This window comes from Paenibacillus sp. FSL K6-1566, from assembly GCF_038050475.1.
Lineage (GTDB): Bacteria > Bacillota > Bacilli > Paenibacillales > Paenibacillaceae > Paenibacillus_AQ > Paenibacillus_AQ lactis.
Genome location: NZ_JBBOSR010000001.1, coordinates 4,800,839 through 4,826,921, shown reverse-complemented (window position 1 = coordinate 4,826,921; position 26,083 = coordinate 4,800,839). Strand labels below are relative to the sequence as shown.

Genomic DNA, 26,083 nt, shown 5'->3' with positions numbered 1-26,083 from the left:
GCTCGGACGACGCGGCATGCAGCTGACAATTTTTGAATATCTACAAATTTTGAATGTCCGCATAGAGAGGCAGATCCCTGATTTGCCTCTTCTTTGGCGATATAAGCGCTTTCAAAAAATGCGTATCGGTAAAATACTGCCCGTTTACGCGGCTTCCCGCCTCCATTTAGAGTCATAGGTGTCCGATCAGGGCAAGCAAAGCTGCGGCAAAAACCCGAGAGGGATTGGATGCTGCAAATAAATAGCTGGAGGTAGAACAATGCGGAAAAGGGTAAACGTTTACATCTCACTCTTCTTGGTCATGGCGATGCTGCTGGCCGGATGCAGCGGTTCCGGAAGCGGAGCGGACGATTCAGCCGAACCACCGGGTAACACTTCAGACAAAAAAGTAAAGCTGACGGCCATCATGACCAAGCATGCTTTGACAAAGCCGCTGGCTGAGATGGAGTGGCTGCAGAAAGTGGAAGAAGCCGCCGGGGTGGAGATCGAATGGCAGGAAATTACGGCCGATTGGGGACAGAAGAAGGGAACGATGCTGGCCAGCGGCGACATTCCGGATTTGTTCATCGGACCGAATGTGATCACGGACGCGGATTTCGCCCAGTTCCAAGGACTGTTCCAAGACTTGTCCGGCATGCTTGACCAGGCACCGAACGTGCAGAAGATGTTCAACGAAAAGCCGGATACGAAGCTCATCGCTACCCAGCCCGACGGGAAAATTTACGGGCTTCCGAAATATCAACGCTTCTGGCCCGCATCGGCTAGCCGTCAGTTCATTAACCAGAAGTGGCTTGATGAGCTCGGGCTTACAATGCCGACGACATGGGACGAATTGTACGAGGTGCTCGTCGCGTTCAAAGAGAAGGATGCCAATGGCAACGGCGACCCGAATGACGAAATACCGATGGATTGGCCGGGAGGCATCGGCGGATATTTCAACCCGGCGGTGATGCTTGGCAGCATGGGGATCACACTGACGGACGGGAGCCCGCAGGGCTATTTTGTAGAAGACGGCAAGGTGAAGAATTATCTTACGGACGAGCGCTACAAGATGATGGTCGCGTTCCTTCATAAGCTGTATCAGGCGGGATTGATCAATCCGGAAGTGTTTACGCACGACTATACCAAGTATCAGTCCGTTGCACGGGGCGAAGGGGATACGGCGAAGGTCGGCTTTACTTGGGGCTGGGTGGCTTCCGATCGGTTCGGACAGCAGCTTGCGTCGCAATACGCTTCCATGCCGCCGCTCAAGGCGACGGCCGATTATGCCGGAGAGCTGTCCTGGAGCTATGACTACTACTCGCTCAACTACGGAACGAACCATATCGTCATGTCGGCAAAGAGCAAGCAGAAGGAAGCGGCGATGCGGTTCATCAACGAGCTGTACGCGCCGGAAGTCGGGATGCAGGTGCTGTTCGGATCGATCGGGCCGAATATTAAAGACAACGGGGACGGTACATACAGCGTTCTGCCTCCGGCGGATGACAAAATGGACCCGGGCACGTGGAAATGGACGTCGACGATGGCGGATAACGGGGCTTTTTATATTCCGGATTCGCTTGAGCTGACGCTCGGTACCGATATGCAGGAGGTGCTCGGCCAATCGGAGCCGCTTGCCGAAGCGCTGGAGGTCGATCCGGAGAAGGATGTTTTTCCGGGCATGTTCATTAAATATTCGACGATGGACAACAACACGATGAGCCTTAATAACACCAACGTCATGAATCTGGCCGAGTCCAGCTTTGCCAAATGGGTGACCAAGGGCGGCATTGAAGCGGAATGGGATGCTTACGTGAAGGAAAGCGAGAAGGCCGGCCTTAATCAAAACCTGGAGATCATGCAGAAATATTACGACGAATACATGAGCAAGAACTAATCGGGGAAACAGGCGATCTTCACGCAGCATGCTGTAGCGATTGTCGTGCGCAGTGAGAATCACCGCTAGCCATTAAGCCTCGGCTTCTCCCATACTCCATCGCATATCCTGGATGACTCAGCGGTAAGTAAATGGCGTATTCTCCGTATGCGGGCAGGGCCGAGCAGGAAGCGGGGCATTGTGGGCTGCAGTGTGTCCGGGCGTGAAGATGGCCTCGTCCCCCTAGCTGCGAAGGAGGGATATCATGCGGTCACCCAAAGGCATTCAGAGCTTTATACGCGATTATCAATTATGGATTATGATTTTGCCGGCGATCCTCGTCATTCTGGTGTTCAACTACATCCCCATGTACGGAATTCAGCTGGCCTTTCGGGATTTTGATTTCACCAAAGGCCTCACCGGCGGGGAATGGAGAGGGCTTGCTTATTTCGAGCAGTTCATCGACAGCTATCTGTTCACGGATTTGATGCGCAATACGTTTCTTATCAGCCTGGCTTCGATTGTTCTGGGCTTTCCGGCTCCGATTATTCTGGCGCTGATTCTGAACCAGATTCGAAAAAAGCGAATGAAAAAGCTCATGCAGACGACGGTATATTTACCTCATTTTATTTCCGTCATCGTTCTCGTGGGCATGCTCAATGTGCTGCTGTCCTCGGAAACCGGCGTGGTCGGTCATTTCATGAAATCAATCGGGCTCGGACATATCAATCTGCTGGCCTCGACCTCGACCTTTATTCCGGTATATGTGCTCTCGGATATTTGGCAGCATTGCGGCTGGAACAGCATTATCTATCTGGCAGCGTTGTCCGCAGTAGACCCCCAGCTCTATGATGCGGCCAAAATGGACGGCGCCAGCCGCTGGCAGACGATCCGGTACGTGGATATTCCCGCGCTCGTGCCGACGATCATCATTTTGTTCATTCTCAGCATGGGCAGCATTCTCAGCACCGGCTTCGAGAAAATATTCCTGATGCAAAACGCTCTCAACCTGCCGGTATCCGAGGTCATTGCGACGTATGTGTACAAGATCGGCATTATCTCCAACCAATTCAGCTTGGCTTCAGCCATCGGGCTGTTCAATACCTTGATCAATTTCGTGTTTCTGTTTGCCATGAACGCCATTTCGAAACGCGTGTCCAATACGAGCCTATTCTAATGAGAGAGGGGAGGAGGAACGACCATGGATCACATGAGTGCCCGGGTCACCGGTAAAGAATTCGCCTTCAGGGTCGTCCTGGCCCTGTTGTGTGCCGTTATTTTTCTTTTGATCGCATACCCGTTGTATTTTATCGTTATCGCTTCCTTCAGTGATTCGACGCTGGTATCGACAGGCAAAGTGCTGTTCTTTCCGAAAAACATCAGCTTCTTCGGATATCAGGAAATTTTCAAGGATATGCGGATTTGGACCGGCTACCGGAACACGGTGTTTTACACGTTATTCGGGACGCTCGTGAACATGCTGTTCACGCTGCCGGCGGCGTATGTGCTTTCGCGGAGGGAATTCCGGGCGAGACGGATCATCATGTTCTTCTTCGTGGTGACGATGTTTTTCAACGGCGGTCTGATTCCGACTTATCTGCTGATGAAGGATTTGCAGCTGACCAATACGATCTGGGTGTTCATCCTGCCTTTTTCGGTGAATGTGTTTTACCTCATTATCGCCAGGACGTTCTTCGAAACGTCTCTGCCGAAGGAGCTGCACGAGGCGGCCGTGATGGACGGCTGCTCGCATTTCACATTCTTCTTCAAAGTGGCGCTGCCGCTGTCCAAAGCGATGGTGTCGGTCATCGCCCTCTATTATCTGGTGGGGCACTGGAATGATTTCTTCACGGCGCTGATCTATATTCGGGATACGAAGCTGCAGCCGCTGCAGATCATCCTGCGGGACATCCTGTTGTCCAATCAGGTATTTGCCAACGGGGCAGGCACCGGCGGCGATGCGGGGGGATATGCTCAGCGGTATGCGGATCAGATCAAGTACGGGGTCATTATCGTTTCGACGCTTCCGATTTTGGTCATTTATCCGTTTATGCAGAAATATTTCGAAAAAGGCGTCATGATCGGTTCGATCAAAGGGTAACGGTGGAAGAGGCGTGCCGGGCAGCGCAGGGGCTGGTCGGCACGCTTTTGTGCGTGCTGCCAGAGGCGGCGCGGGGGAGTGACAAGGCGCGGGCAGGGGCTTCACAAGTCCCGAAAAGGGACTTGCTGTCGTGAAACGGCGCCGCATGGACCTCACAAGTCCCGAAAAGGGACTTGCTGTCGTGAAACGCGCATGGACCTCACAAGTCCTCAAAAGGGACTTGCTGTCGTGAAAAGGCGCCTAAACGCCGAACTGTTTTAAGTGGTGGTCCAGGTGCTTGTATAACCCAATTCCCCATTGTTCGGCGGTCAGCTTGCCGAAAAAGGGATGCGGGTGCGGCGTGATTTTCGCCGGCCCGTCTTTCTGAAGCTGGACGATTTTTCCCTTCAGAGTTTCTTTTTCCACCTCAAAATCGCGATCATCTGCAATGATTATGCTGGGGATCGTGGACATATTGCGAGCCGGGGGCTTCGCATTATAAAACATCGGTTTCACAAAGCGGCCGATCAATATCCCCAGCCAGCCTCTAGGAGGGAAAGAATTTCCCATGGCGATATCCTGGAAAGCCGAACAATGGGCTAACATCTGGGCGACGTTCATTTTGCCCCACTGCGGTTGTAAGCCCGGATTTAGATTGTCGATACGGTTCATGAGTTCTTTAGCATGGGCTTGATTGAACATGGTTTCCATGATTTGATTGCTCCTTATTGGCGAGGTGTAATCACAGGGCTTTCCTGAGGGCGACTCAATCTCGGAAACCATTATACCAATTCATTTAAAGACCGATTTCTTTCCGATTGCTGTATCTCACGATGATTCACGTCAGTTTTAGAGTCATGATGCTGCCCCGGGGTTACTGCATCGGCTGGTTTCTGTTGGGTCTATCTTGTTCGGGTGGGTGCTTATCTTGGTCCGAAGAACCTTTTTAGATGATATGACAGATCGAATAGAGACCAAGCTCTCCTCATTACAATGGTAAAGGCAATCTTAATCGAAAGAAAGATGGAAAACTAACCATGAGGAGGATATCCCGATGATCCAATTATGTATGGTGAAAAGAGGGCTGCGGCAGCTGGCCTTGATCGGATTGCTGATGGTCTCGATCAGCAGCCTTGGCCTGTCTGAATTCACAACGGTAAAGCAGGCCGATGCGTTTAGAGCAGAAGAAGCCAGGCCGGCAACATGTTCCGCAGCTCCGTGGGAAGCGACGGCTACCTACAGCGGAGACAGCGAGGTGTCGCATCAAGGCAAGCTCTGGACAGCAAGATGGTGGACAACGGGCGAGGAGCCGGGAACGAGCGCTTCTTGGGGAGTATGGGATGCCAGAGAGACTTGCGGAAACGGGGGAGGACGTGATGAAGACGGTAGGTTCGAACCTGAACCCCATTCCGCATCTAACGATACTTCTTGCGCATCGTCTTCCTGTCTGCACAGTGCGTTGAAAAATGCCGTTCCAGGCGGCCGGATCGTCCTGGAGCCCGGCACCTACACGGGAAGCTTCTCCTCGGATGCAGGCGGGACCTCGGAGCAGCCCATCGTCATCGAAAGCCGGGATGCCGCGAACCCGGCGGTCATTTCCGGATATTCCGCCGGCTCCGGCTACGCACTTCGGGTCCGGGGAGACCATTGGATCATCCGTAATCTGAAGCTGACGAACGCCCAAAAGGGCATATTGCTTGATCATTCGAACCACACGCTGGTTTCCGGCGTAGAGGTTTTTAACATCGGCTACGAAGCCGTGCATTTCCGGGACGGCACTTCATACAGCACCATTGAAAACTCGCGGATATACAATACCGGCAAAACCGGCCCGGGCTTTGGCGAGGGGGTTTACGTCGGTTCGGCGGAAGGTGCATCATATGACCAGAATACGCATTACAATACGATCCGGGGCGTCATTTTCGGCCCAAACATTACAGCTGAGCATATTGACATTAAGGAAAGATCGATCGGGACGCTGGTCGAGAATTGCACCTTTTATGGCGAGGGAATCAGTGGAGCGAATTATGCCGACAGCTTCGTGGATGTGAAAGGGAATGGGGCCATAATCCGGAATAATACCGCCTACCAGAATGGAAACAGCCTCATTGTGGATGCCTTTCAGCTTCATGAAATTGTACCGGGATGGGGAATCAGCAACGAATTCTCCAATAACACGGTGTTTCTGTCCGATCCGGACGTATATGTCATCGCAGCCTATGGCAATACATCGGCCACAGCCTCCCAGAATACGAGAAGCCCGGCCGGCAATATGTACAAGGGGAACGTGACGGTTGCGCCATGATTGACAGGGTCAAGCGTTGCAACGGTGACTCCAGCAAGGGCTCAGTAACGTCGCTCGGACGACAGGCCATCGTTTGCTCTCCCAATGATCTTTTATAAAATGCGGATTTTTAATATTGGAAGCGTCGTGACAGAATGTGAAGGTTCGTGTTGGATGATGAGCATGGGTATAGGAGGGAGGGGATCAGCTGCGCTTGTAGGGATCAGGAGAAGCTGCCGGTGCACGGACTCATTTAGAAATAAGAAACCGAACAGCTATACCTCAATCTTCGGAGGTCTTTTTTAATAGAGAGTCCAGTTTTTTGTGCAAATGCTGCAATTCTTTATTGTAGTGCCTGTAAGTTATGACACCAATAACGGATTTTATGCCGAAAAAGAGGATGGCTGCAATAACAATCAGCAAATAATTGTGAGCCATTTGACTAAGCCAGCTGTTGATCTTTTCCATGATGGACCCCCTTTAGGAACAGTATTCCCTTGTAAACAATAAATTTATGCCACGTTGGCCGTTGATTTACGCTGCGGTTCGGCCATTGCTTAATAATGAGAGACAGATAGGAGGCATGATAAAATTGTAGATTGATTTTGACGCAAAAAAACAACAGGAGCATCGCGGGGCGATGCTCCTGTTGCGATAGCGGAACTCCGCCCGGAGAAGACTAGGCAGTATAGTCTACCGGGCTCCTCTTTGAAAGGACTAACCCGCACCGTCTGCCATACTCTGCTTCGTGAATCAAGCCCGTATCCTCTTCAGGCTCCGCTCGAACAACAACCAAGCCGTACCGTCTACCAGACTTTTGCTTTATGGCAACCAAGCAAGAGTCCGCTGGCTGACTCCTCGTTCCTAAAAATCGGAAAAATCCTCGCTCGGCTGCGAATCCGACGGAATTGTAAATGAAACCGTCGTGCCTTGATTCCGGGTGCTCTTGATCACGAGACCGGAGCCGAAGGTTTGCAGCAGCCGCCGATTCGTATTATAGAGACCGATGCCACGCCGCTGGCTGATAGCAGGAGGAATATCGCATCATCCCGGCTGTCAAGGACCATTCGCGTAAATACGTAGACCGAGAGCAGGACCGGCAACAAGTAAAAGAAGGCAAATACCCGGTATTCCACCATCCCGTGAACCCAAGGCCCCGGAGCGGCAAAGACCACGATCGTATAGAGGATCAAAAGCCCGCTGAAGGCGTTAAACCACAAGTTCCGTTTTCGGGCGGTAAAGCTGCGGCTCAGCTTCCAAATGAAATAGGAGAGCCACGAATAGGAGAGGAAGGTTACTTTAAGCTCCCATTCATAATTTAAAGGGACCCACTTCATCAAGAGGCTGTCGTGCGATGTGACGACACTCAAAGCTGCCGATACAAGCAGCAGGAAAAAGTCGAGCAGAGACCGTTCCCGCGGATTGAATAAGTATAAAATGCAGGCGTACAATCCGTGCAGCATCAGGACGACAAACGTAATTTGCTGGAGATCGACGGAGACGCCGTACTCATCCTGGATCGCCTGGTGCGATCCCAGCTTGATCGGCTTTGAGATTCCGCCCATGTAAGGATGCTCATAGTTTGCGACCCGGATAACCAGATCAAGCTCCCGAGCCTCCCGGTCGGGAACATAATCGACAACGAAAGAGGTGCGGTTCGGCTGATAGGAAGCTTGGCCAGTCTCTCCTGTCCTTCCCATAGAAGCTACCGTTTCGCCGTTGATGTCCACGGTGGTCGCGGATTGAATCTCCTGAACCCAGAACGAGAGTGGGGCCGCAAGCGGACGATCCAGCAAGATGCGAAGCCGGTACGTCCCGTTTCCGAATGATGATTTCACTTCATGCGCCCGGCCTTTATTCCAGTCTCCAGGTACATGCACGAAGGATGACGTCTCAGACGTCTTCAGCTCCTGTTCATTTGCCAAGGTGTCCGGGTAGAACGCCCATTCTCCGTCCAAATTGATGGGCTTGGAGCCCAAGAGATCCCAGCCTCTCAGATCGAGCACCCCATCAGAGGCTTTCGGTTGATCTGCAGGAGGGGCGTAGGCTTCAAGCCAAAGCCAGCGGATTCCGAGGAGCATGCTCAGAAAAACAACGAATGCCGCAACACGGTGGATAAATTTGGTAAAACGAAAACGTTCATGGTTCTTTGCGCGTAGGGTTGTCACCGTTCACGTTCCTTTTTAAGAAGTCTTACTTTCAAATATACGCAAAATTACATCAGCCGTACAGACATTTCCTATTTGAGCAAGCGGCCCAAGCCAATGGAAAACGGATTTGGAAATGCGATGAATCGAGAAGAGGGCAAGCTTGTGGGGCATCTGTTCATAAAAAAACCGGCGGCTTTTCGTAAAAGCACAAAGCTTTCGAAAAGCGCCGGTATGATTCAAAAGGTGGACCTTGCGCTCAGGCGCAAGCAAATCCGGGGGCAGCTTACATGCCTACGTGTTGACCGGGCTGGCTGCTCTCTGAGCTCCGTTCTTTCGGCGTGAAAGGCCACCAGTTGGCCCGGCCGAAGATGCGTACCATGACCGGCACGAAGAACGGAAGAAATACGAGGGCGTACAGCACGAGTCCGACCAGCACGACGGTGGCGATCTGCATCATGGACAGGACGCCCGACGGATACATCGCGGCGAACGTTCCGCCGAGAATGACGACTGCGGACAAGATGACCGTGCCCATATTCCGCATGGCGTGAAGGATGGCATCCTTGACATCCCAGCTCTTGTTCTCGTTAAAGCGCGCCATCAGGAAGATGCTGTAATCGACGCCAAGCGCGATCAGCATAACAAAGCTGAAGAATGGCGTCGCCCAGGTAATGCCGGAGTAACCCAGTCCGTGCACGAAGATCATCTCGGTTACTCCAACCGAAGTAAAGTACGTAATAACGAGGGAGATAATGAGATAAATCGGCATCACGATGGAACGCAGCAGCACGACGAGAATAATAAAGATTCCGCTGAGCATCAGAATAACCGTACGGGTATAGTCCTCGTCCGAGATGCTCTGCAGGTCATGGTTCGTGCTCGTAATGCCGCTGATGGCGACCTCGGCGTTTTCCAGCTTCGTATCCTTCACCGCGCGGGCAACGGCCGCCTCAATCTGCTCGACGCTTCCCAGCGCTTCCTCGCTGTACGGGTTTGTCGACAGCACGACATCGAGGGTCATGACCTTGCGGTTATCGGATAAGTACGTATCGAACACCGTCTGCATCTCGTCGTTCTCCAGCGCTTCCTGCGGAATGAAGAACCCGCTGAGCTCATCGTCCTGGAGATCCTGGATCTGCTGCAGGTAGTCTTGGGCCGAACTTAAACCGTCGGTAATCTGCTTCAACCCGTCCGCGCTGGAGTTCAGGCCTTCCGTCAGCTCGCCAAGCTGTCCGGTGAGATCACCGAAGCCGTCCGCCAGCTGTTGCTGGCCGCCCTGCAGCTGCTCGAGCCCGCCTGTAATGGATGGGATCTGGCTCACGATGCGTCCCTGGCCGTCCGCGGCCTGCGAAAGTCCGGACTTGAGCTCACCGATGCCTGCCGCCAGCTTTTGAAGCCCGTCTGCGAGGGCGGTCTGCCCGGCGGCCGCTTTGGTGTAGCCCTTGTTGGCTTCCGATAGACCGGCGGCCGCACCCTTCATCTGCTCGGAAATCTGTCCGAGTCCTGCCGCCAGCTCGGCAGTGCCGGCAGCTGTCTGGGTCACGGTCCCCTTAATCGTCTGGTAGTTCATGTCCTGGAGGATTTCAGGATGACTGTTCTCAAGACCCGAGAAGGAGGCTTCAAGCCCCTTCAGTGCAGCCGCTACGCTTCCAAGCTGCTCCTGAATTCCGCTTACGCCGCCGTTTAGCGCCGCAAGTCCGGTATCCAGCTGCTTGTAGCCCTCAAGCAGCTTGGCATGCGCGTTCGCAAGCTCTTTCGCGCTTTGCGCCGCTTGCGTAAGCCCGGACTCGATTTCGCCGGCTCCGGCGGATCCGCTTTTGATCCCTTGCTCAATGGCTTTGAGGCCTGTTGCAAGCTCAGTCATGCCGGCCTTCAGCTCGGCCGTTCCTTTCGTTAATTCCTTTGCGCCGGCAGCGGCTTCATTCAGCTTGGGCGCATTTTCGCTCAGCTGCTTGCCTGCCTCGGATAAACCGCTCTGAATTTGTGCCAGCCCGTCATTCGTTTCCGTAAGGCCCTCATTCAGCGTTTTCACTTGAGTCGGAATGAGGAAGTCATGTATTTGCTCGCCGGTCGGGCGGGAGAGGCTGCGAATGCTGGATACGCCTTCGACCTTTTCCACTTCCCGGCTGATCTTCTCCGCGAGTCCCATATATTCGGCCGTATCCATCTCGTCATCATTCTTAATGACAATGGTGGAAGGCAGCGATTGTCCGGGACCAAAGCTGTCGGAAATAATGTTGAAGCCTTTGACGGACTCATAGCTCGGACCGATCTCCTCCAAACTGTTGAAGGACAGCTTGCCGCTGTATGTCACGAGAAACGGAGCCACGATAACAGCCACGACAAGCAGCGCGGCCCAAGGCCTTTTAAGCGAGAAGGATCCGGCCGCTCCCCACAGCTTGTTCTCGCTGTGCTCCAGCTTCCCGCGGGAAGGCCAGAACAGCTTCTTGCCGAGCACCGCCATAAAGAACGGGACGACGGTTATGAGAGCAAGCAGCATGACGGCGATGCCGACGGCGACAGCAACCGCGGATTTGTACAAGATGAATTTCGACAGGCCGATCGCTATAAAGCCGACGAATACGGCCAAACCGGAATAAAAGACGGTGCCGCCCGCTTTCCGGTACGTTTCGATGATTGCCGACTTCGTATCATCCGAGGCTGTCAGCTCCTCCTTGAAGCGGCTGATCAGCAGGATGCAGTAGTCGGTCCCGATGCCGAACATGACGGCAACCATGAAGATCTGCGTAAATGTTGAGATCGGGAAGTCGAACCGGTCGACGAGGAACGAGACCACCGATTGGGACACGATGTAGCTGAGACCGACGGTGAGCAGCGGAACGAATGGGGCGACAAAAGAACGGAATACGATGAAGAGGATAAGAAGAATAAAGATGACCGTAATATATTCCGTTTTCTTGAGCCCTTCTTCCGAGCTGACGATCGTATCTTCATTAATGAGTCCTTCACTCGTCAGATAATGCTCCGCGCTAACGCCTTCAAGGATCTGATCGACTTGCTCAGGCAGCGCCTTGACGGCCTCTTGGCCTCCGCTGACCTGCAACGCCGTCATGATCGTTTTGCCGTCCTTGGCAATCAGCGTATCTTCAAGCTCCTTCTGGGTGAACGGCTCATTGATGGAGTCGATATTCAGGCTTTCCTTTCGGTCGTTCAGGCTCTGAATCCCCTGCTTAATGCTCTCCTTATCGGCTTCGCTCAAGCCATCGGGATTATGAAAGACTAGGGCAACCTGATGTAAGGTTTCTCCGCCCTCGCCTCCCGATGCTTCCTTAAGAATTTCGGCAGCTCTCGACGACGTGTAGCCGTCAGGAACGGACAGCTGACCCTTCTCGCGGACGAGATCCGCCATCGACGGTGCCGTCAAGAATAGTGAGACGGCAGCAGCAAGCCACAGGACAATAATGAGCCATCTTGCTTTTAGTATGGCTTTCAATTTTTTCTCCCTCCTGATTCCTGCATCAATTGACCCAGCTTCTCGAACATCGAGATAAACATTTCGATATCTTTTTCTTCGAAATGCTTTAGGTACGGGGAAATGATATTCCGTACTTGCTCCTGGGCCGATTCGAAAATGGATGTACCATAGTCGGTTAACGCCAGGTAGACCTGCCGCCGGTCCGCTTCGTCGCGGGTCCGGTATAGGATCCCGGCGTCAACGAGTCGGTTGACGATGGCAGTGATCGAGCTTTTGCCTACGGCCAGCGTGTCGGCCAACTGCGAAGAGGTGCACTGGGGCATGCTGTTGATCAAGCGCACGACCTGGAATTGGTCGTTCGTCAGATCCTCGCCAAGATGTTCCCGCATTTCGGCACTAATGCGCCGGGTAACCAACTGGTAAACATCCAAATACCGGTCGATCCACTGCTTCGCTTTGTCATTCAACCGATAGCCCTCCTTTCCCGAGCCATATAGTTCGTGTGTGAAATAGTTTCATTATTGAACTATATGGCAGCTGGGGGCAAAAGTCAAACAGCTTGCTTATTGAGGCTGATGACCGGGGAATGGCCATGAGGGGGCGGGGAGATTTATTCGCATGTCCACCAAGCCGGCTTTTCTTGCGGCGCTTAAAATCCGCTTGAAGCCATCCTTTTACGATATGATCGATCGCTTGGCTTATATGAAGCCCGGGACTACCGGGATACGCCTTTTCGGATGCGAGGAGGCTCCCTCCGAGATCTCGCACGGACACCAATCAAAACATTCGTGGAGACGATGTAATAATTAGAGAATCAAGCTGAAAGGAAGCGAATTATTCAAAAGGCACGTTACGGACCGGGGCGAGTCGCATGCCGATGGTCAGACCCAACCATACGAGAAACAGCGTGACCGGCATTGCGATGGCCAAGCCAAGGGCAAGGGCTCCGAGATCGATCATTTTCTGGTGGATCAGATTGTATAGAGCGTAAGCTCCAAAGGGAATTTCAAGAAGAGCAGCGGTAATCACACCGGGAGTGTATTTCCGCAGCAGGACGGTAGCCCCTACATGCTTTATTCCGTCCAGGAGGAACACCGCAACGAATCCGGCGTATAGAAACGGCATGCTGCCGACCGTGTCATAACGAACAGCGGCATGCCAGGTTACGGAGGTGAGCACGAAGCCGAGCACCAGTACGGCAAATGTAAAAGAAAGCGTCAGATTTTTATCCCACCTTATCGGGATGGACGATACTTTGGAGAGCCATGGGCTGTCTTTGTTCCTCCTAATCCAGTGCTCCATGCTTGCGATTTCCTCGCCATCGTGCAGGAAGAATACGACTGGCAGCAGCCATAACAGCATTTCCGAGTTCCAATCCACCATCATCACAATTCTCTCCCTTCAAAGGTCCTTCAACAGAACAAAAAGTTGAGTAGACACTCAAATTATGAGTATAAAATTAGCTGATGCTTTAGCGAAAATTGCTTAAGCAATCAGCAGGAAATCATCTTATGCAATACGCCAGGACAGCAGCCTGCTTAAAAAAGGGCCTTACAAGGATTAACCATTATGACAATATAAACATATTGGTATGCATTACCGATCCCGTCGGATGTTTCCTAACTCCATCCGTGCATCAGCAAACGGACAAGCTCCCGGACATACGCCTCGCCACCAAGCGGCATAAACTCCTCGCCGAAACGGGAATGGAGCATGAAGTAAACGAGAATGGAAGAGGTGACCGTCATCATGGCGACTTGGACGGTAAATTCCTGAGGAGGCCCGGATGCTCCCTGGCGTTTCAACATATTCCTGCCCGCCGTACCGAATCCGTCGATCAGGCTGGCAACTTCAGCCGATACCTCGGCATCGTTAACTAACTCCGGGGACCAGATGAGCATGATATATTCCTGATTCAATTTCAGAAACTCGAGATACTTCAAGCCATAGCGGACCAACGCCTCTTCCGTCGACAGCTCAGCCAGCGCATCCGCATCTGCTTCTACTTGCGGAATAAAGGAAAAGTTGCGAACGATATCAAGCAGCAGCTTCCGTTTATCACCGAAATGATAAAATATCAAGCCTTCGGCTACCCCGCTCTCGGCAGCGATTTCCTTGGTCGTTGTGGCATGGTATCCCTGTCTGGAGAACAGGCTTAAAGCTGATTGAAGAATCCGTTCTTTTTTTGCATTCGCTTTGCTGGTTGGCATAAGTAAATACCGCCTTTGTGGTTGGAATTTCGGTCCTGATATGAACTTCGTTTTGAAGGGCTGCCGATTCGAAAAAGAGCGGGACATTCATCATTATGATATCGGTATACGGGCCCAAGCGTCAGGCGAATATCGACCTGAAAGCGGAAATTGAGTGTTTACTCAATATTATTTTTTCACTCACTCGTTGTCAATAGGGCTTGGAAAGGACCGCGTAGGGTCGATCGGATTCTTCGAGTACGGTTCTGGTGGATACATCTTTACATAATAGGAAAACCGCGCGATAAGCGCGGCTTCATGACGGGGTCAATTCGATTCCCTGCAGCCGATAATACTTCTCCAAAAAATCGCGAAAAGATCGTGCGGCTTGGGATAAATATCGGGACCGCAGCCAGGCGATGCGGAAGGTGCGGCGGGCTTCGGGCTGCTCGATGCGCAGCTTGACCAGCTTCAATTCCTCGCCGCTCTTGCATTCGCCGATGAGCGCTACGCCGAATCCGCTGCGCACGAGTTCGGCAATCGTGCGGGGATCCTCGACCTCGCATACGACGTTCGGGATGAAACCGGCCTGGCTGCAAAACTCGTTGTTCATTTTTTGATAGGGATGCCCTTCCTTATAACCGACAAAGGGCTCCTGCGCGGCCTCGCTTAAATGGACGGAGGCTCTTGAAGCCAGCCGGTGGGCCGGAGGGACCGCCAGAAATACTTCTTCGTCGAGCAGGGGAAGGTGGTCGATATCCGGATGCTTGATCGGCATGGATGTGAGGAAGAAATCGACCTCGCTGTACTCGATTGTCTGCTCCATGTCTTCCATAGAGGATTGAACGATGTGGAAATTGATCTCGGGATGCTCTTCCAGGAACAGTCGCAGCGGCTCGCGAAGCTGCTCCATGTTCGATAAAGCCAAATGAATGCGGCCGCGCTCCAGCCCCGCCAGATCGGCAACCTCCCTTCGTCCTTCCTCCAGCAATTGAAGCGCCGCCCTGGCTCTGGCCAAAAACGCTTTGCCGTAGGCATTCAACCGGATATGCCGTCCCTGCCGTTCGAACAAGGGGGTGCCGAGATCCTCCTCCAACCGGGAAATCGTCTTGCTCAGGGCAGGCTGCGCAATGCGAAGCTCCTGGGCGGCTTTGGTCATATGCTCAAGCCTGGCGACCGTGACAAAATACTTCAGCTGCAGCAGCTCCATCGTATCTCCTGCCTTCCTTATATACTTCAGTATATATATACATGGATTATTTTATATTTTTTATTATCTATTGGTGATTATAGAATGAAGTCGAGAGGAAGATCAATCGATAAAAGGGGATGAGATCCATGAAAGCAGCAGCTTTTTCTTCGATCGGGCCGCCGGAGGTCCTTCGCATCATGAACTTCGAGGATCCGCAGGCAGGACCGGGCGAGGTGCGGGTAAAAGTCAGGAGTGCGGGCGTGCAGCCTGCCGACTGCGCGGTGCGGGGCACCGGATGGACGCCTCCGCCGTTAACCTTGAAACAGCCTCAAATCGTAGGAAATGAGTTTGCCGGCACGATCGATCAGGTCGGGGAGGGGGTAGCCGGCTTCTCGCCGGGGGACGCCGTGCTCGGATGGTCGCTCCTAGCCTGTTATGCGGAGTATGTCGTCGTCAGTACGGATCAGATCGTGCGAAAGCCTGAATCCATGAGCTGGGAGGAAGCCGGCGTCCTGAGCGCCTCCGGGCAAACAGCCCATACGGCCCTGGAGCAGCTGCGGGTAGGGGCCGGCGACACCGTATTGATTCATGCGGCTGCCGGCGGGGTAGGGACCTTTGCCGTCCAGATCGCCTTGGCCCTTGGAGCCAAGCAGGTCATCGGAACGGCAAGCGAGCGGAACCATGATTATCTGCGCTCGCTTGGCGCGGTTCCGGTCCTCTATGGTCCGGGTCTGGTTGATCGAGTGAGGGAGATCGCTCCCGAGGGGGTGGATGCAGCTTTGGATGCGGCGGGCGAGGAGGCTTTGCGGGCATCGGTAGAGCTGGTAAACGACAGGAGCCGGGTCGGCACGATCGCCTCGTTTGAAGCGGTGCCTGAGCTTGGCGTTCTGGCGATTCGCAGTCAAAGATCCCAATCCCGGTTAAATGGGCTGGTTCGTTTATATGAGCAGGGAATGCTTCAGATTCACATTTCGCATGCGTTCCCGCTCAGCGAAGCTGCGAAGGCGCACCGGCTGGTGGAAACGGGACATGCCCGCGGCAAGACCGTACTGGTCATCGACTAGCCGCCTTAAGAGCCTGTTAGCAGGCTGACGCTTGGCGGGAGCTGCCTTGGATTCGAACAAAAGGAGATGTTCCATAAGATCATTTGATCTTGCGGACATCTCCTTTATTACGTTGGATGGCCTGCGGCCTTGATTATATCAGCTTCAGCACCTCACACAGGCGGTACACATAATGGACGCCGCGGATTTGATGGTGATTCAGGTGATTTAAATAGACAAGCGTCTCTTTAAACAGCCTTCTTGCATTATGGACCTGGTGGTGCTGGAGCTCTTGCAGCACATCCTTAATGACCTCAAGCGGATAATTGGCCGAACGGAGAATGCGGATGATCAGGATTTGTCGGACCAGCGCCCGGTTGAACGTCCGATAGCCATTCTCTTCATCGCGCGGCAGCGTTATGACCCCTTCCTTCTCCCAATGCCGGATTGCCGTGGCTTCAACGCCGGTTTCGGCGGCGACCTCGCCGATGGTCATCTTATCCTTGCGGCCATGGGAATCGGCATCATCCAATTGCTCCGTCTCCAGAATGCGGATCGTTCGTTCGGCAAGGGTTTTGTCGCGATGGAGCCGGGCCTGCACTTCATTGATGATCCATAGCGCTTCATCAAGCTCCTTCTCCTGCAGCTTTTTCATCACTTTCTTCGTAACATCGACGCCGAAGCCCGGAAACATGGCCCGGATGCATTCAAAGTATGCCGCATGCTCCTCGGTGTAGATCCGGTAGCCGCTTGCAGTGCGTTCAGTCGGCGGAACGATGCCCCAGCTCTCATAGTGCCGAAGCGCGCTTGTGCTGATGCCCAGCTTTCTGGCGATCTCGATCGGCCGGATTCCCATGGTTTTCTACCTCCTCCGGATGGGCTCGTACATTTACGTTTCTGGGTGGATTGTACCATGACGGACCACGGGAATGAAGCGGATCCTTGTATACCATTTCGATCACCGGATGATGAACAGCAAGTTAAAAGGCTAGCGGGATATTTTTGCAGAAACGCAGTCGCTCAACATTATCACTAAACCTTAAAGCATCGTGACGGGATTGAGCTCAAAAAATCGCGATGCGCCAAAGATCCGAATCCTGAAATTTTGTACTTGCATCAATGTTGTAATATGGGGATGTAATCGGCGCTGGTGCTTTCGAAGCGAGTTTTGTTGCGAAGTAACTCCTTCGAAGCATATGCTCCACAAAACTGAGCGGACGCTTCCGAAGCGAGTTTTGTTGCGATGTAACTCCTTCGAAGCATATGCTCCACAAAACTGAGCAAATGCTTTCGAAGCGAGTTTTGTTGCGATGTAACTCCTTCGAAGCATATGCTCCACAAAACTGAGCGGACGCTTCCGAAGCGAGTTTTGTTGCGAAGAAATTCCTTCGAAGCATATGCTCCACAAAACTTTTAGGAGGTTATCATGAACGGATCCATCAAAATTCGCGGCGCAAGAGAAAACAATCTGAAAAACATCTCCCTGGAAATTCCGAAATACCAGCTGGTCGTCGTAACCGGCCCATCCGGCTCAGGCAAGTCGACGCTGGCGATGGACACGCTTCAACGTGAATGTCAGCGGCAGTACATGGAATCCATGGGCATGGTGTCGGATTCGGTAAGCAAGCCGAAGGTGGACGCGATCGAAGGGCTCTCGCCTTCCATCAGCGTAGGCCAGCACATCACGAACCGGAACCCGCGTTCCACGATCGGAACGGTGACAGACATCTACAGGCTGCTGCGGATTCTGTATGCCAAGCTGGGTGAGCGGAAATGCCCGTCCTGCGGCGATACCGTCGTGCCGAATGTCGAAGGCGAGTCGTACCACGGCGCTTCGGAGGACGACGAGGCCACAGACTCCTATGAGACGGTTCACTGCAGGCGATGCGGACATGCCATGGAGAAGCTGACGATGTCCCATTTTTCCTTTAACAAGCCGGAAGGTGCATGCGGAACCTGCAGCGGGCTCGGTCACACCGTGGATTTAAACCTGGAAGCGGTGTTCCGACCGGAGCTCGGCCTGCGCGATGGCGCGGTCACCATCTGGTACAGCGTGCTTATCGATTACAACACGAACATTCTGAAGGCCGCGGCGAAGCACTACGGCTTCACGTTTGACGAGCATTTGCCGCTCCGGGATTACAGCGAAGCCCAGCGGGACCTCCTCTATTACGGCGTGGAGAGCGAGGCGTTCAGCCGCCATTTCCCGGACGTCAAGCCGCCGAAGTCGGTCGGACAGGGGAAGTTCGAAGGCGTCGTGACCGGCATATGGCGAAGGTACCGGGAGAAAGGAAGCGAATCCGGCGAGGCCGCATTATTCCATGAATCCGTCTGTCCGGATTGCCTAGGCACAAAGCTGAAGGCGGACAGCAGACGCGTACTGGTCGACGGAACGCCGATCACGGAAGTGAACGCCTGGTCCATCGGCGAGGCCCTCCATTGGATGGAAGCGCTCATGAAGAAGCTGAGCAGCGACCAGCTGTTCATTGTTGAGCCGCTCATTCATGATTCGATTGTCCGCTTGAAGCGCATCATCGATGTCGGTCTCGGCTATATGACGATGGACCGGCAGGTCATCACGATGTCGGGGGGCGAGGCGCAGAGGCTTCGGCTCGCATCCATTCTCGGCTCGGGTCTCACGGGCGTGCTGTATATTCTGGATGAGCCGACCACCGGACTGCATCCGAAGGATACCCGCGGCTTGATTCAGGTGCTGAAGCAGCTGCGGGATCTGGGCAATACGGTGCTCGTGATCGAGCATGACGAGGACGTGATGCGGGCTGCCGACCATATTATCGATATTGGACCTGGTGCGGGAGCGATGGGCGGAACCGTTGTCGGACAGGGAACGCTGGCGCAGTTGATGGAACAGCCGGCCTCCGTGACCGGAGCGTATTTCCGCGAGAACGATGCACAGAAGCCGCCGCGGCGCAGACGCGGCAACGGAAGCATGCTGACGATCCATGACGCGCATCTGAGAAACCTGAAGCATATTACGGCCTCCTTCCCGCTCGGCACGCTGATCTCCGTAACGGGCGTATCGGGCTCGGGCAAATCCACGCTGCTGTTCGATCTTTTGGCCGAATCGGGAAGCGAGCGGAAGACGCCGCCGGGATGTAAAGAAATAACAGGGTGGGAGGCGGTTGGCCAGCTGATCACCGTCGATCAATCTCCGGTATCCCGCATGCAGCGCTCGAACGTGGCCACATATACCGATGTGTACACCCATATTCGGAACTGGTTCGCCGGGCTGCCGGAAGCCAAACGGAACAAGTTGACGGCCAAGCACTTCTCCTTCAACACCCAGGGCGGCCGATGCGAGACATGCCAGGGCTTGGGCGTCGTCCCGCTGCACATGCATTTTCTGCCGGAGATCGAGGTTCGCTGCCCGGATTGCAAGGGGAAACGCTTCAAGGAAGAGGTGCTCCGCGTGACATACAACGGCTTCTCCATCTCCGATCTGCTGGATATGACGGTGGAGGAAAGTTTGTCCGTTCTGGAAGACCAGCCGAAAATCATGGATTTGACCAGGCTGCTCTGTGACGTGGGCCTTGGTTACCTGAAGTGGGGGCAGTCGGTTCGCACCCTCTCGGGCGGAGAAGGACAGCGGATCAAGCTGGCGAAGGAGCTCAGCAAGAAAACGAAAAATCATACGCTGTACCTGCTCGACGAGCCGTCTACCGGTCTTCATCCGGGGGATGTGAAGCAGCTGCTGGTCCTGCTGAACCGCCTGGTCGATGCGGGAAATACCGTGATACTCGTGGAGCATAATCTCGATCTGATTTGGAACTCCGACTGGATTCTCGATATCGGGCCGGGCGGCGGGGCAGCCGGCGGAGACGTGGTAGCCAGCGGCACGCCGGAGGAGGTTGCGGCAGTCGAAGCCTCGCATACCGGCCGGTTTATCAAGGAAACGTATCTGTCTTAACCTTGGGAGGGGGAATCTGACATGGGAATCGGAACAGAACAAAACGCTGCGGAAGAGAAAGGCAAAGTAACGAGGACCACCGTCCGGTATTTTACCGGACTGCTGCAGGCTGCAGGCATGCCGAAGCTGGTGCTTGCGGCAGCGATCCTGCTGAGCCTGGTCGGGGCGGTGACGGGACTGGTCGTCCCGCTCATCACCGGCCAATTCATTGACAGCTTCTCGACGGATTCGTTCAATTTGCGCATGGTCGCGTCGCTGGCTGCGCTCTTCCTGCTTGAAGCTGTAGCCAGCGGACTATCCTACTACATGCTGGCATACGTCGGCAACCAGATGGTCAATAAAATCCGCAAACGGCTCTGGACCAAGGTACTGTCGCTGCCGGTTCCGTTCTTTGACCGTCACCGCTCGGCCGAAACCATGAGCCGGGTAACGAATGATACGAACGAGATCAAGACGTTGATCACCGATCACCTTATCGCCTTCTGCTCCAATCTGCTGACGGTGATCGGCGCGGTGGCCATTCTCTTCTATCTGGATTGGCAGATGACGCTGATCATCCTGGTGGCCGTGCCCGTAGGTTTCGGCATCCTGATGCCCATCGGCGGAAAAATGTACAAAATCTCCATCAGCATGTACGGGCAGCTTGCCCAGCTTTCCGCCATGCTGACCCAGGTCATCAGCGAGATCCGCCTCGTCAAGGCGTCCAATGCGGAACGGAAGGAAGAGAAAAGCGGCTTCGGCGATATGGACAGCCTGTACCGCTTCGGCATGAAGGAAGCCAAAATCAACGCGGTGCTTGTTCCCCTGATGTCCATGGTGATGGTTGTGCTGCTCGTGGTCATTATCGGCTACGGCGGCGTTCGCGTCTCTTCCGGCGCGCTTAGCGCCGGAGAGCTGGTGTCGTTCATCCTGCTGCTGTTCCAGATCATGTTTCCTTTCAGCCAGTTTGCGACCTTCTATTCTCAACTGCAAAAGGTGATGGCCGCTACGGAACGGCTGCGGCTGATTCTGGAATACCGGTCGGAAGGGGACGACCGTGCCGTTCGCCCGGCACCCGAGGGGCACCGCGACTTGCGCTTTGAGGATGTGACGTTTGCCTACCATGAAGGCGAGACGATCCTGTCCGAGGTGACCTTTTCCATTCCTGCCAAAAAGGTTACGGCCCTTGTCGGGCCGAGCGGAAGCGGGAAGACGACGATATTCTCGCTGATCGAGCGCTTCTATGCGCCAAGCGGCGGAGATATCGTCTTCGGCTCGGAATCGATCCGGGACTACTCACTGGACTCCTGGCGGCGCAAGATCGGTTACGTATCCCAAGACAGCCCGCTCATGACCGGGTCCATCCGGGATAACATCGTGTACGGGCGCGAGGAGCCGGTGACGGATGAAGAGGTAGCGGAAGCGGCAAGGCTTGCTTATGCCCAAGGTTTCATCGAGTCGCTTCCGCGGGGATACGAGACGGAGGTCGGCGAGCGGGGGATTCAGCTGTCCGGCGGGCAGCGGCAGCGCGTGGCGATCGCGAGAGCGCTGCTCCGGCAACCGGATATTTTGCTGCTCGACGAGGCGACCGCAAGTCTGGACAGCGACTCTGAGCATGAGGTGCAGAAGGCGCTTGGCAACCTGATGATCGAGCGGACAACGGTTGTGATCGCCCACCGGCTGTCCACCGTAGTCGCGGCTGATCAGATCATCGTGCTGGAGCACGGCAGGGTTACCGGCAGCGGAACCCACGAGGAGCTGCTTGACAGCCATCCGTCGTATGCGGAATGGGCCAAGAAGCAGTTTCAGACGGGAGAACAATAGAGAACGCTGAAATGACCCTTCCAAGAGCAAGCCTTTAGGCACTGCTCCCGGAAGGGTTTTTCACTGCCTCCGCGTACTTTTCCACACATCATTCAGGGATATTGACCGTAGACCGGCCGATTTCAAATGGAGTGTAGACTCCCTCGGGGTGCATGGACATCCCTGCCGCGGCGTGTTCCAGGTTGTGGCAATGATCCATCCACAGTCCGGGATTATCCGCAACAAAAGCGGCTTCATACACTTCGCCTGGGGCTACGTTCAAGGAATCGGTCCACCACGGACTGCCCTGAACCGGTATGCCGTTCCGGCTCAGCACCAATAGGTGATGGCCGTGCAGATGCATCGGGTGATCCATGAATCCGCGATTGACGAATTTCATTTTGACGACATCGCCTTCACTTACCATCAGCGAGGGCGTATCCGGAAAGACATACCCATTGATCGTCTGTAAATTGGTCATGGTTCCGTTATAAAATCCAACCCGATTGTCCAGTACCAGCGTAAACGCCTTGTCATATTTCGTGTCGGAATCAAAGGGAACCGGCGCCGGAGCGCCATAGTATGCAGGGTCAAAGATCGTTCCCTCAACCCCGGGAGCCGGCATGTCGTGATCCGTGGCCGAGAGGACAACGGCCTCGCTGGTTTCGTTGATCGTACCCAGGCTGTGCGACACCGAAACGGCATGCTCCGGCATGACCAAGGCGAGATCATACCTTCCGCCGGCGGCAAGCAGAAGCGGCCGGTCTTCCATCCATTCCGGTCCGTTCAGATTGACCCCGTCTATGGCGGCTACTCGATACCGCGCTCCCGATACGTAAAAAATACGCGGCATGTTATGGGCGTTAATGAGCCGGATACGGACGGCCGTACCCGGTTCAATGATCCGGCGCGACAGCACGCCAGTGGGACCCAGCGTAATCGTGCTGCCGTTGCTCGTCCCGTGAGAGTGGGACATGACGGTCATATCGACATCCTCCGCGATACCTTCCTTCGGTTCGATGATTAGCGTGCCGTAGAGTCCTTTGGCAACTTGAACCGAGGATTGTTGATGCGAATGATACCAGTAAGTTCCCGTCTGATTGGTAATGAAACGGTAAACGAACCGTTCTCCCGGCATCACAGCATCTTGCGTCAGCCCCGCTACGCCGTCTTCGCCGTTCGGGACATTCAGGCCATGCCAGTGGATGGTGACGCCATCCTCGATATCAACGTTGTGCAATACGACTTCGACCAGGTCGCCTTCCTTTACTCGAAGCTCTGGTCCCGGGACGGTTTGATTGAAGGTCCAGAGTTCCGAATGTTCTCCGGTGGGAAGCGTTGTTATCAGCTTTGACGCTGATATTGTAAAAGAGCGGTCCGGCGGCGCATCTTGCGGACCTCTCAGGTCCTCGACGCTGACGGCTTCCGGGCTCATTACAGCCGCAGACACAGGCGAGTCTGCATGATCGAGACCTGCAAGATTGTGGCTTGCATTGGCGTGGCCTCCATGGGAGCTTTGGGTACCGTGATCCATCATGCTCATCCGATCCGGAAGTCTGGATGATAGCAGTCCGGATGCAACGATCGTCGAGACGACAACAAGAAGCACCAAGCCCTTTTGGACCATGCGGAGGAAGCGTTTCCCTGAGTTTTCTTGCCTGGCTAACTTTCCGCCTGCGGCTTGACGATTCAGGTGCCTTCGATAAGTGAAGGCTTGGAAAGCAACCCCAAGACCAAACCCTGCCCAAACCCCATATAACGTCTCGAATCGTAGCGGGGATTGCGCGAAGAACAGCATTTGGATCGCGGAAGCTGCGGATGCGGTAAATGCTGCCGAAAACGGCAGGAATATGATGGGGTTAGATAGCCCTCCCGCTCTCCCCTTCGTGGAAGAGAAGGCGGACTGTTCGCGCCGATAGAGTTCCGGAAGCGAGAACATGAAAATGGCGAACATGCCGCATAGGTACAGCGGCCACTGGATCAGCACCTTGTCTTCGACGAAGGACCAGTCGGTCATCCACATCCGAATCGTTGCGGCTAGCTTGACCGTGGTCAAGCAGACGGCCGGCCATAACCGGAATCGCAGGCTGCGCAGATGGGTATGGAACGATTCCGAAGTGTTATGGTCAAGCACATGCCGAGCTCGGGAATAGACCAGCCACCAGAGCGGCACAAGAGCGATTGTGATTCCGTATTCAATCATAATCCAAGTTCTCATAAGTTCAATTCTCCTTCGCCTTTTCATTGATGTAACCAGTTTACCGTCCGATTGTGTAGAACTTGTGGAAACGATCTATTGATTATGTGTAAGAGCACTTTTTATGGCCATATCCGGGTTATAATGGCTACAAACGAATGAGGAGAAATTATGCTTATGGAAACGAAACTTATGATAGTAGAGGATGAAAAGGCGATGCTCGAGTCGATGAAGCAATATTTAGAGGCCGAAGGATTCCTCGTATACGCAGTTACCAATGGTCTTGACGCGGTGGAAGCCGCACGCAGGGAACGGCCCGCGATCGTAGTCCTTGACTGGATGCTTCCGGGTAAGAGCGGCATTGACGTTTGCAGGGAGTTACGACAGGTCAGCTCTTGCGGCATTATTATGGTAACGGCCAAAACGGAGGAAACGGATAAAATTATCGGCCTGGAGCTGGGGGCGGATGATTATATGACCAAGCCCTTTAGTTTGCGGGAGCTTGCCTCCCGGATCCGTTCATTGCTTCGGAGAATCGATCCGAGAAACGACGAACCGGCCGACCTTGAGCGGGGAGATCTTCGTATTTCCTTGACCAAATGCCAGGTTACAAGAAACGGCGCACTCATTCCCCTGACCCCGACCGAGTTTAAAATTTTGCTGACACTGGCTTCAAGACCAGGCGTCGTTTTCAGCCGGCTGCAGTTAATAAAAGCCGCCATGGACGATGATTTCATGAATTATGAACGCACGCTGGACTCCCATATCAGCAAGCTTCGGAAAAAGCTGGAGAATGATCCGGAGCGGATGAAATATATTCAGACGGTGTACGGATTCGGATACAGGTTCGGTGAAGAAGGATGAGTGTGCGGGGCAAAATCTTTTTGGCGATGGGCGTCCTGGTAGTCCTTGTCAGTGCGGCCTATATCGGGACGACGCAAGGTTACCTGGGTAGCCTATTCGCCCGATATTACACGGATGGCGGTGGAAGCAATGAAGGAATGATCTCTTTGGAGGGGGTAAGCCAGTATATCCTCGCAGAGATGAAGATCAAGGCCTTCAACATGACTTTGTTTATTGCGGGAGCGGCATTGATCCTCGGCTACTGGCTTTCTGGGCTAATCATGAATCCCTTGAACAAGCTGATACGCGTCATGCGCCGGGTAGCGGGCGGTGAGCTTGCCACCGAAGTCCCGATTGAACGGGCCGATGAATACGGTCAGGTCGGCGAGGCATTTAATTCGATGACGACCCAGCTCCGCGACTTGATGGATAATCGAAAGCGCCTTGTTGAGGATGTAGCGCATGAGCTTAGGACGCCGCTGGCGATCATTCAATCCAAGCTCGAGCTGATTCAGCAGTCTCAAGGGACCGTTAAGCCGGAAGCGCTGCTCTCCGTGCATGATGAAGTGCTGCGGCTGATCAGGCTAGTGGATGAACTGCAGTTGCTGAATACGGCGGAAGCCGGAGAGCTTATATTAAACAAAGAACCAACGAACTTGCCTATGCTTATGGAGGAGCTGATTGAGCTGGTGCAGCCGGAAGCGGATGAATATGGGGTTAGTCTGGCCGTATCTTGTAACGAAGATATGCCGACGGTATGTCTGGATCCTAGACGGATAAAGCAGGTGTTTCTGAATTTATTGACGAATGCGCTAAGACATACGCGGGAAGGCGGGAAGATTACGGTCTGCATGCAGATCATTCATGATTGCGTCTCGATTTCGATCACCGATACCGGATCCGGAATTCCGGAGGGAGCGATTCCGCATTTGTTCGACCGGTTCTATCGCGCCGATGCCGGAAGAGGAAGAATCGCCGGTGGCTCAGGGCTCGGACTGTCGATTGCACATCAGATCGTTTCAGTCCATGGGGGAAGCATCCAGGTACGGAGCGAAGTGGGGGTCGGCTCCGAGTTTACGGTAAAACTTCCATTAGGATGAAAAA

19 protein-coding genes are annotated in these 26,083 nt (G+C 53.9%); 9 read left to right on the top strand and 10 right to left on the bottom strand.

What is annotated here, in order from left to right:
- Nucleotides 1–259: 259 nt before the first annotated feature.
- The 3 genes from NST08_RS21425 to NST08_RS21415 all read left to right on the top strand — a co-directional run bounded on the left by NST08_RS21425 (nucleotide 260) and on the right by NST08_RS21415 (nucleotide 3,956).
- Nucleotides 260–1,876, top strand: coding sequence for an ABC transporter substrate-binding protein (locus NST08_RS21425; protein WP_007127594.1), 1,617 nt, complete (start codon nucleotides 260–262; stop codon nucleotides 1,874–1,876).
- 244 nt (nucleotides 1,877–2,120) lie between these two features.
- Entirely contained in the window at nucleotides 2,121–3,032 is a 912-nt protein-coding gene (locus tag NST08_RS21420) for an ABC transporter permease (RefSeq protein WP_007127595.1), read from the top strand.
- 24 nt (nucleotides 3,033–3,056) lie between these two features.
- A complete protein-coding gene (locus NST08_RS21415; RefSeq protein WP_341342281.1) occupies nucleotides 3,057–3,956 on the top strand; it encodes a carbohydrate ABC transporter permease in 900 nt (299 codons plus the stop codon).
- Between the two features lie 240 nt (nucleotides 3,957–4,196).
- Here NST08_RS21415 and NST08_RS21410 read toward each other — a convergent pair whose 3' ends face one another.
- Nucleotides 4,197–4,646 (bottom strand): DUF1569 domain-containing protein, encoded by a 450-nt coding sequence (locus NST08_RS21410; RefSeq protein WP_341342280.1) that lies wholly within the window; start codon nucleotides 4,644–4,646, stop codon nucleotides 4,197–4,199.
- A 343-nt stretch (nucleotides 4,647–4,989) separates the two neighbouring features.
- On the opposite strand from NST08_RS21410, the gene NST08_RS21405 reads away from it, so the two are divergent.
- Nucleotides 4,990–6,240, top strand: a complete 1,251-nt coding sequence (locus tag NST08_RS21405) for a right-handed parallel beta-helix repeat-containing protein (RefSeq protein ID WP_341342279.1) — start codon at nucleotides 4,990–4,992, stop codon at nucleotides 6,238–6,240.
- A gap of 261 nt (nucleotides 6,241–6,501) precedes the next feature.
- Here NST08_RS21405 and NST08_RS21400 read toward each other — a convergent pair whose 3' ends face one another.
- From NST08_RS21400 to NST08_RS21370, 7 genes are all read right to left on the bottom strand, one after another.
- Nucleotides 6,502–6,687, bottom strand: a complete 186-nt coding sequence (locus NST08_RS21400; protein WP_007127599.1) for a hypothetical protein — start codon at nucleotides 6,685–6,687, stop codon at nucleotides 6,502–6,504.
- Nucleotides 6,688–7,169: 482 nt separating this feature from the next.
- Nucleotides 7,170–8,387, bottom strand: coding sequence for a hypothetical protein (locus NST08_RS21395; protein ID WP_341342278.1), 1,218 nt, complete (start codon nucleotides 8,385–8,387; stop codon nucleotides 7,170–7,172).
- A gap of 265 nt (nucleotides 8,388–8,652) precedes the next feature.
- Nucleotides 8,653–11,823, bottom strand: a complete 3,171-nt coding sequence (locus tag NST08_RS21390; RefSeq protein WP_028406067.1) for an MMPL family transporter — start codon at nucleotides 11,821–11,823, stop codon at nucleotides 8,653–8,655.
- Nucleotides 11,820–12,272: a MarR family winged helix-turn-helix transcriptional regulator gene (locus tag NST08_RS21385; RefSeq protein WP_007127603.1), complete on the bottom strand. Its 453-nt coding sequence runs from the start codon at nucleotides 12,270–12,272 to the stop codon at nucleotides 11,820–11,822. Before NST08_RS21385 ends, NST08_RS21390 begins: the two co-directional genes overlap by 4 nt.
- A gap of 367 nt (nucleotides 12,273–12,639) precedes the next feature.
- Nucleotides 12,640–13,191, bottom strand: coding sequence for an HXXEE domain-containing protein (locus tag NST08_RS21380; RefSeq protein WP_028406068.1), 552 nt, complete (start codon nucleotides 13,189–13,191; stop codon nucleotides 12,640–12,642).
- 233 nt (nucleotides 13,192–13,424) lie between these two features.
- Complete coding sequence (locus NST08_RS21375) at nucleotides 13,425–14,015, bottom strand: TetR/AcrR family transcriptional regulator (protein ID WP_007127605.1); 591 nt, start codon at nucleotides 14,013–14,015, stop codon at nucleotides 13,425–13,427.
- Nucleotides 14,016–14,310: 295 nt separating this feature from the next.
- A complete protein-coding gene (locus tag NST08_RS21370; protein WP_028406069.1) occupies nucleotides 14,311–15,204 on the bottom strand; it encodes a LysR family transcriptional regulator in 894 nt (297 codons plus the stop codon).
- A gap of 128 nt (nucleotides 15,205–15,332) precedes the next feature.
- Here NST08_RS21370 and NST08_RS21365 point away from each other — a divergent pair, with 128 nt between their 5' ends.
- Nucleotides 15,333–16,250, top strand: a complete 918-nt coding sequence (locus NST08_RS21365) for an NADP-dependent oxidoreductase (RefSeq protein WP_028406070.1) — start codon at nucleotides 15,333–15,335, stop codon at nucleotides 16,248–16,250.
- A gap of 133 nt (nucleotides 16,251–16,383) precedes the next feature.
- Here NST08_RS21365 and NST08_RS21360 read toward each other — a convergent pair whose 3' ends face one another.
- On the bottom strand, nucleotides 16,384–17,085 hold the full coding sequence (locus NST08_RS21360) for a MerR family transcriptional regulator (protein ID WP_028406071.1): 702 nt from the start codon (nucleotides 17,083–17,085) through the stop codon (nucleotides 16,384–16,386).
- Nucleotides 17,086–17,655: 570 nt separating this feature from the next.
- On the opposite strand from NST08_RS21360, the gene uvrA reads away from it, so the two are divergent.
- Both uvrA and NST08_RS21350 read left to right on the top strand, forming a co-directional pair.
- Nucleotides 17,656–20,157: an excinuclease ABC subunit UvrA gene (gene uvrA, locus NST08_RS21355; RefSeq protein WP_341342277.1), complete on the top strand. Its 2,502-nt coding sequence runs from the start codon at nucleotides 17,656–17,658 to the stop codon at nucleotides 20,155–20,157.
- A gap of 21 nt (nucleotides 20,158–20,178) precedes the next feature.
- Nucleotides 20,179–21,960 (top strand): ABC transporter ATP-binding protein, encoded by a 1,782-nt coding sequence (locus tag NST08_RS21350; protein WP_007127610.1) that lies wholly within the window; start codon nucleotides 20,179–20,181, stop codon nucleotides 21,958–21,960.
- A gap of 88 nt (nucleotides 21,961–22,048) precedes the next feature.
- Here NST08_RS21350 and NST08_RS21345 read toward each other — a convergent pair whose 3' ends face one another.
- On the bottom strand, nucleotides 22,049–24,157 hold the full coding sequence (locus tag NST08_RS21345) for a multicopper oxidase family protein (RefSeq protein ID WP_007127611.1): 2,109 nt from the start codon (nucleotides 24,155–24,157) through the stop codon (nucleotides 22,049–22,051).
- Between the two features lie 156 nt (nucleotides 24,158–24,313).
- Here NST08_RS21345 and NST08_RS21340 point away from each other — a divergent pair, with 156 nt between their 5' ends.
- Nucleotides 24,314–25,000, top strand: a complete 687-nt coding sequence (locus NST08_RS21340) for a response regulator transcription factor (RefSeq protein WP_028406075.1) — start codon at nucleotides 24,314–24,316, stop codon at nucleotides 24,998–25,000.
- Nucleotides 24,997–26,079: a sensor histidine kinase gene (locus tag NST08_RS21335; RefSeq protein WP_040737838.1), complete on the top strand. Its 1,083-nt coding sequence runs from the start codon at nucleotides 24,997–24,999 to the stop codon at nucleotides 26,077–26,079. Before NST08_RS21340 ends, NST08_RS21335 begins: the two co-directional genes overlap by 4 nt.
- Nucleotides 26,080–26,083 lie beyond the last annotated feature (4 nt).

What these genes read in the sequence shown, in the direction of transcription:
- NST08_RS21425 (WP_007127594.1), top strand. Translation starts at nt 260, where the DNA reads ATGCGGAAAAGGGTAAACGTTTACATCTCACTCTTCTTGGTCATGGCG.
- NST08_RS21420 (WP_007127595.1), top strand. Translation starts at nt 2,121, where the DNA reads ATGCGGTCACCCAAAGGCATTCAGAGCTTTATACGCGATTATCAATTA.
- NST08_RS21415 (WP_341342281.1), top strand. Translation starts at nt 3,057, where the DNA reads ATGGATCACATGAGTGCCCGGGTCACCGGTAAAGAATTCGCCTTCAGG.
- NST08_RS21410 (WP_341342280.1), bottom strand. Translation starts at nt 4,646, where the DNA reads ATGGAAACCATGTTCAATCAAGCCCATGCTAAAGAACTCATGAACCGT.
- NST08_RS21405 (WP_341342279.1), top strand. Translation starts at nt 4,990, where the DNA reads ATGATCCAATTATGTATGGTGAAAAGAGGGCTGCGGCAGCTGGCCTTG.
- NST08_RS21400 (WP_007127599.1), bottom strand. Translation starts at nt 6,687, where the DNA reads ATGGAAAAGATCAACAGCTGGCTTAGTCAAATGGCTCACAATTATTTG.
- NST08_RS21380 (WP_028406068.1), bottom strand. Translation starts at nt 13,191, where the DNA reads ATGATGGTGGATTGGAACTCGGAAATGCTGTTATGGCTGCTGCCAGTC.
- NST08_RS21375 (WP_007127605.1), bottom strand. Translation starts at nt 14,015, where the DNA reads ATGCCAACCAGCAAAGCGAATGCAAAAAAAGAACGGATTCTTCAATCA.
- NST08_RS21370 (WP_028406069.1), bottom strand. Translation starts at nt 15,204, where the DNA reads ATGGAGCTGCTGCAGCTGAAGTATTTTGTCACGGTCGCCAGGCTTGAG.
- NST08_RS21365 (WP_028406070.1), top strand. Translation starts at nt 15,333, where the DNA reads ATGAAAGCAGCAGCTTTTTCTTCGATCGGGCCGCCGGAGGTCCTTCGC.
- NST08_RS21360 (WP_028406071.1), bottom strand. Translation starts at nt 17,085, where the DNA reads ATGGGAATCCGGCCGATCGAGATCGCCAGAAAGCTGGGCATCAGCACA.
- uvrA (WP_341342277.1), top strand. Translation starts at nt 17,656, where the DNA reads ATGAACGGATCCATCAAAATTCGCGGCGCAAGAGAAAACAATCTGAAA.
- NST08_RS21350 (WP_007127610.1), top strand. Translation starts at nt 20,179, where the DNA reads ATGGGAATCGGAACAGAACAAAACGCTGCGGAAGAGAAAGGCAAAGTA.
- NST08_RS21345 (WP_007127611.1), bottom strand. Translation starts at nt 24,157, where the DNA reads ATGAGAACTTGGATTATGATTGAATACGGAATCACAATCGCTCTTGTG.
- NST08_RS21340 (WP_028406075.1), top strand. Translation starts at nt 24,314, where the DNA reads ATGGAAACGAAACTTATGATAGTAGAGGATGAAAAGGCGATGCTCGAG.
- NST08_RS21335 (WP_040737838.1), top strand. Translation starts at nt 24,997, where the DNA reads ATGAGTGTGCGGGGCAAAATCTTTTTGGCGATGGGCGTCCTGGTAGTC.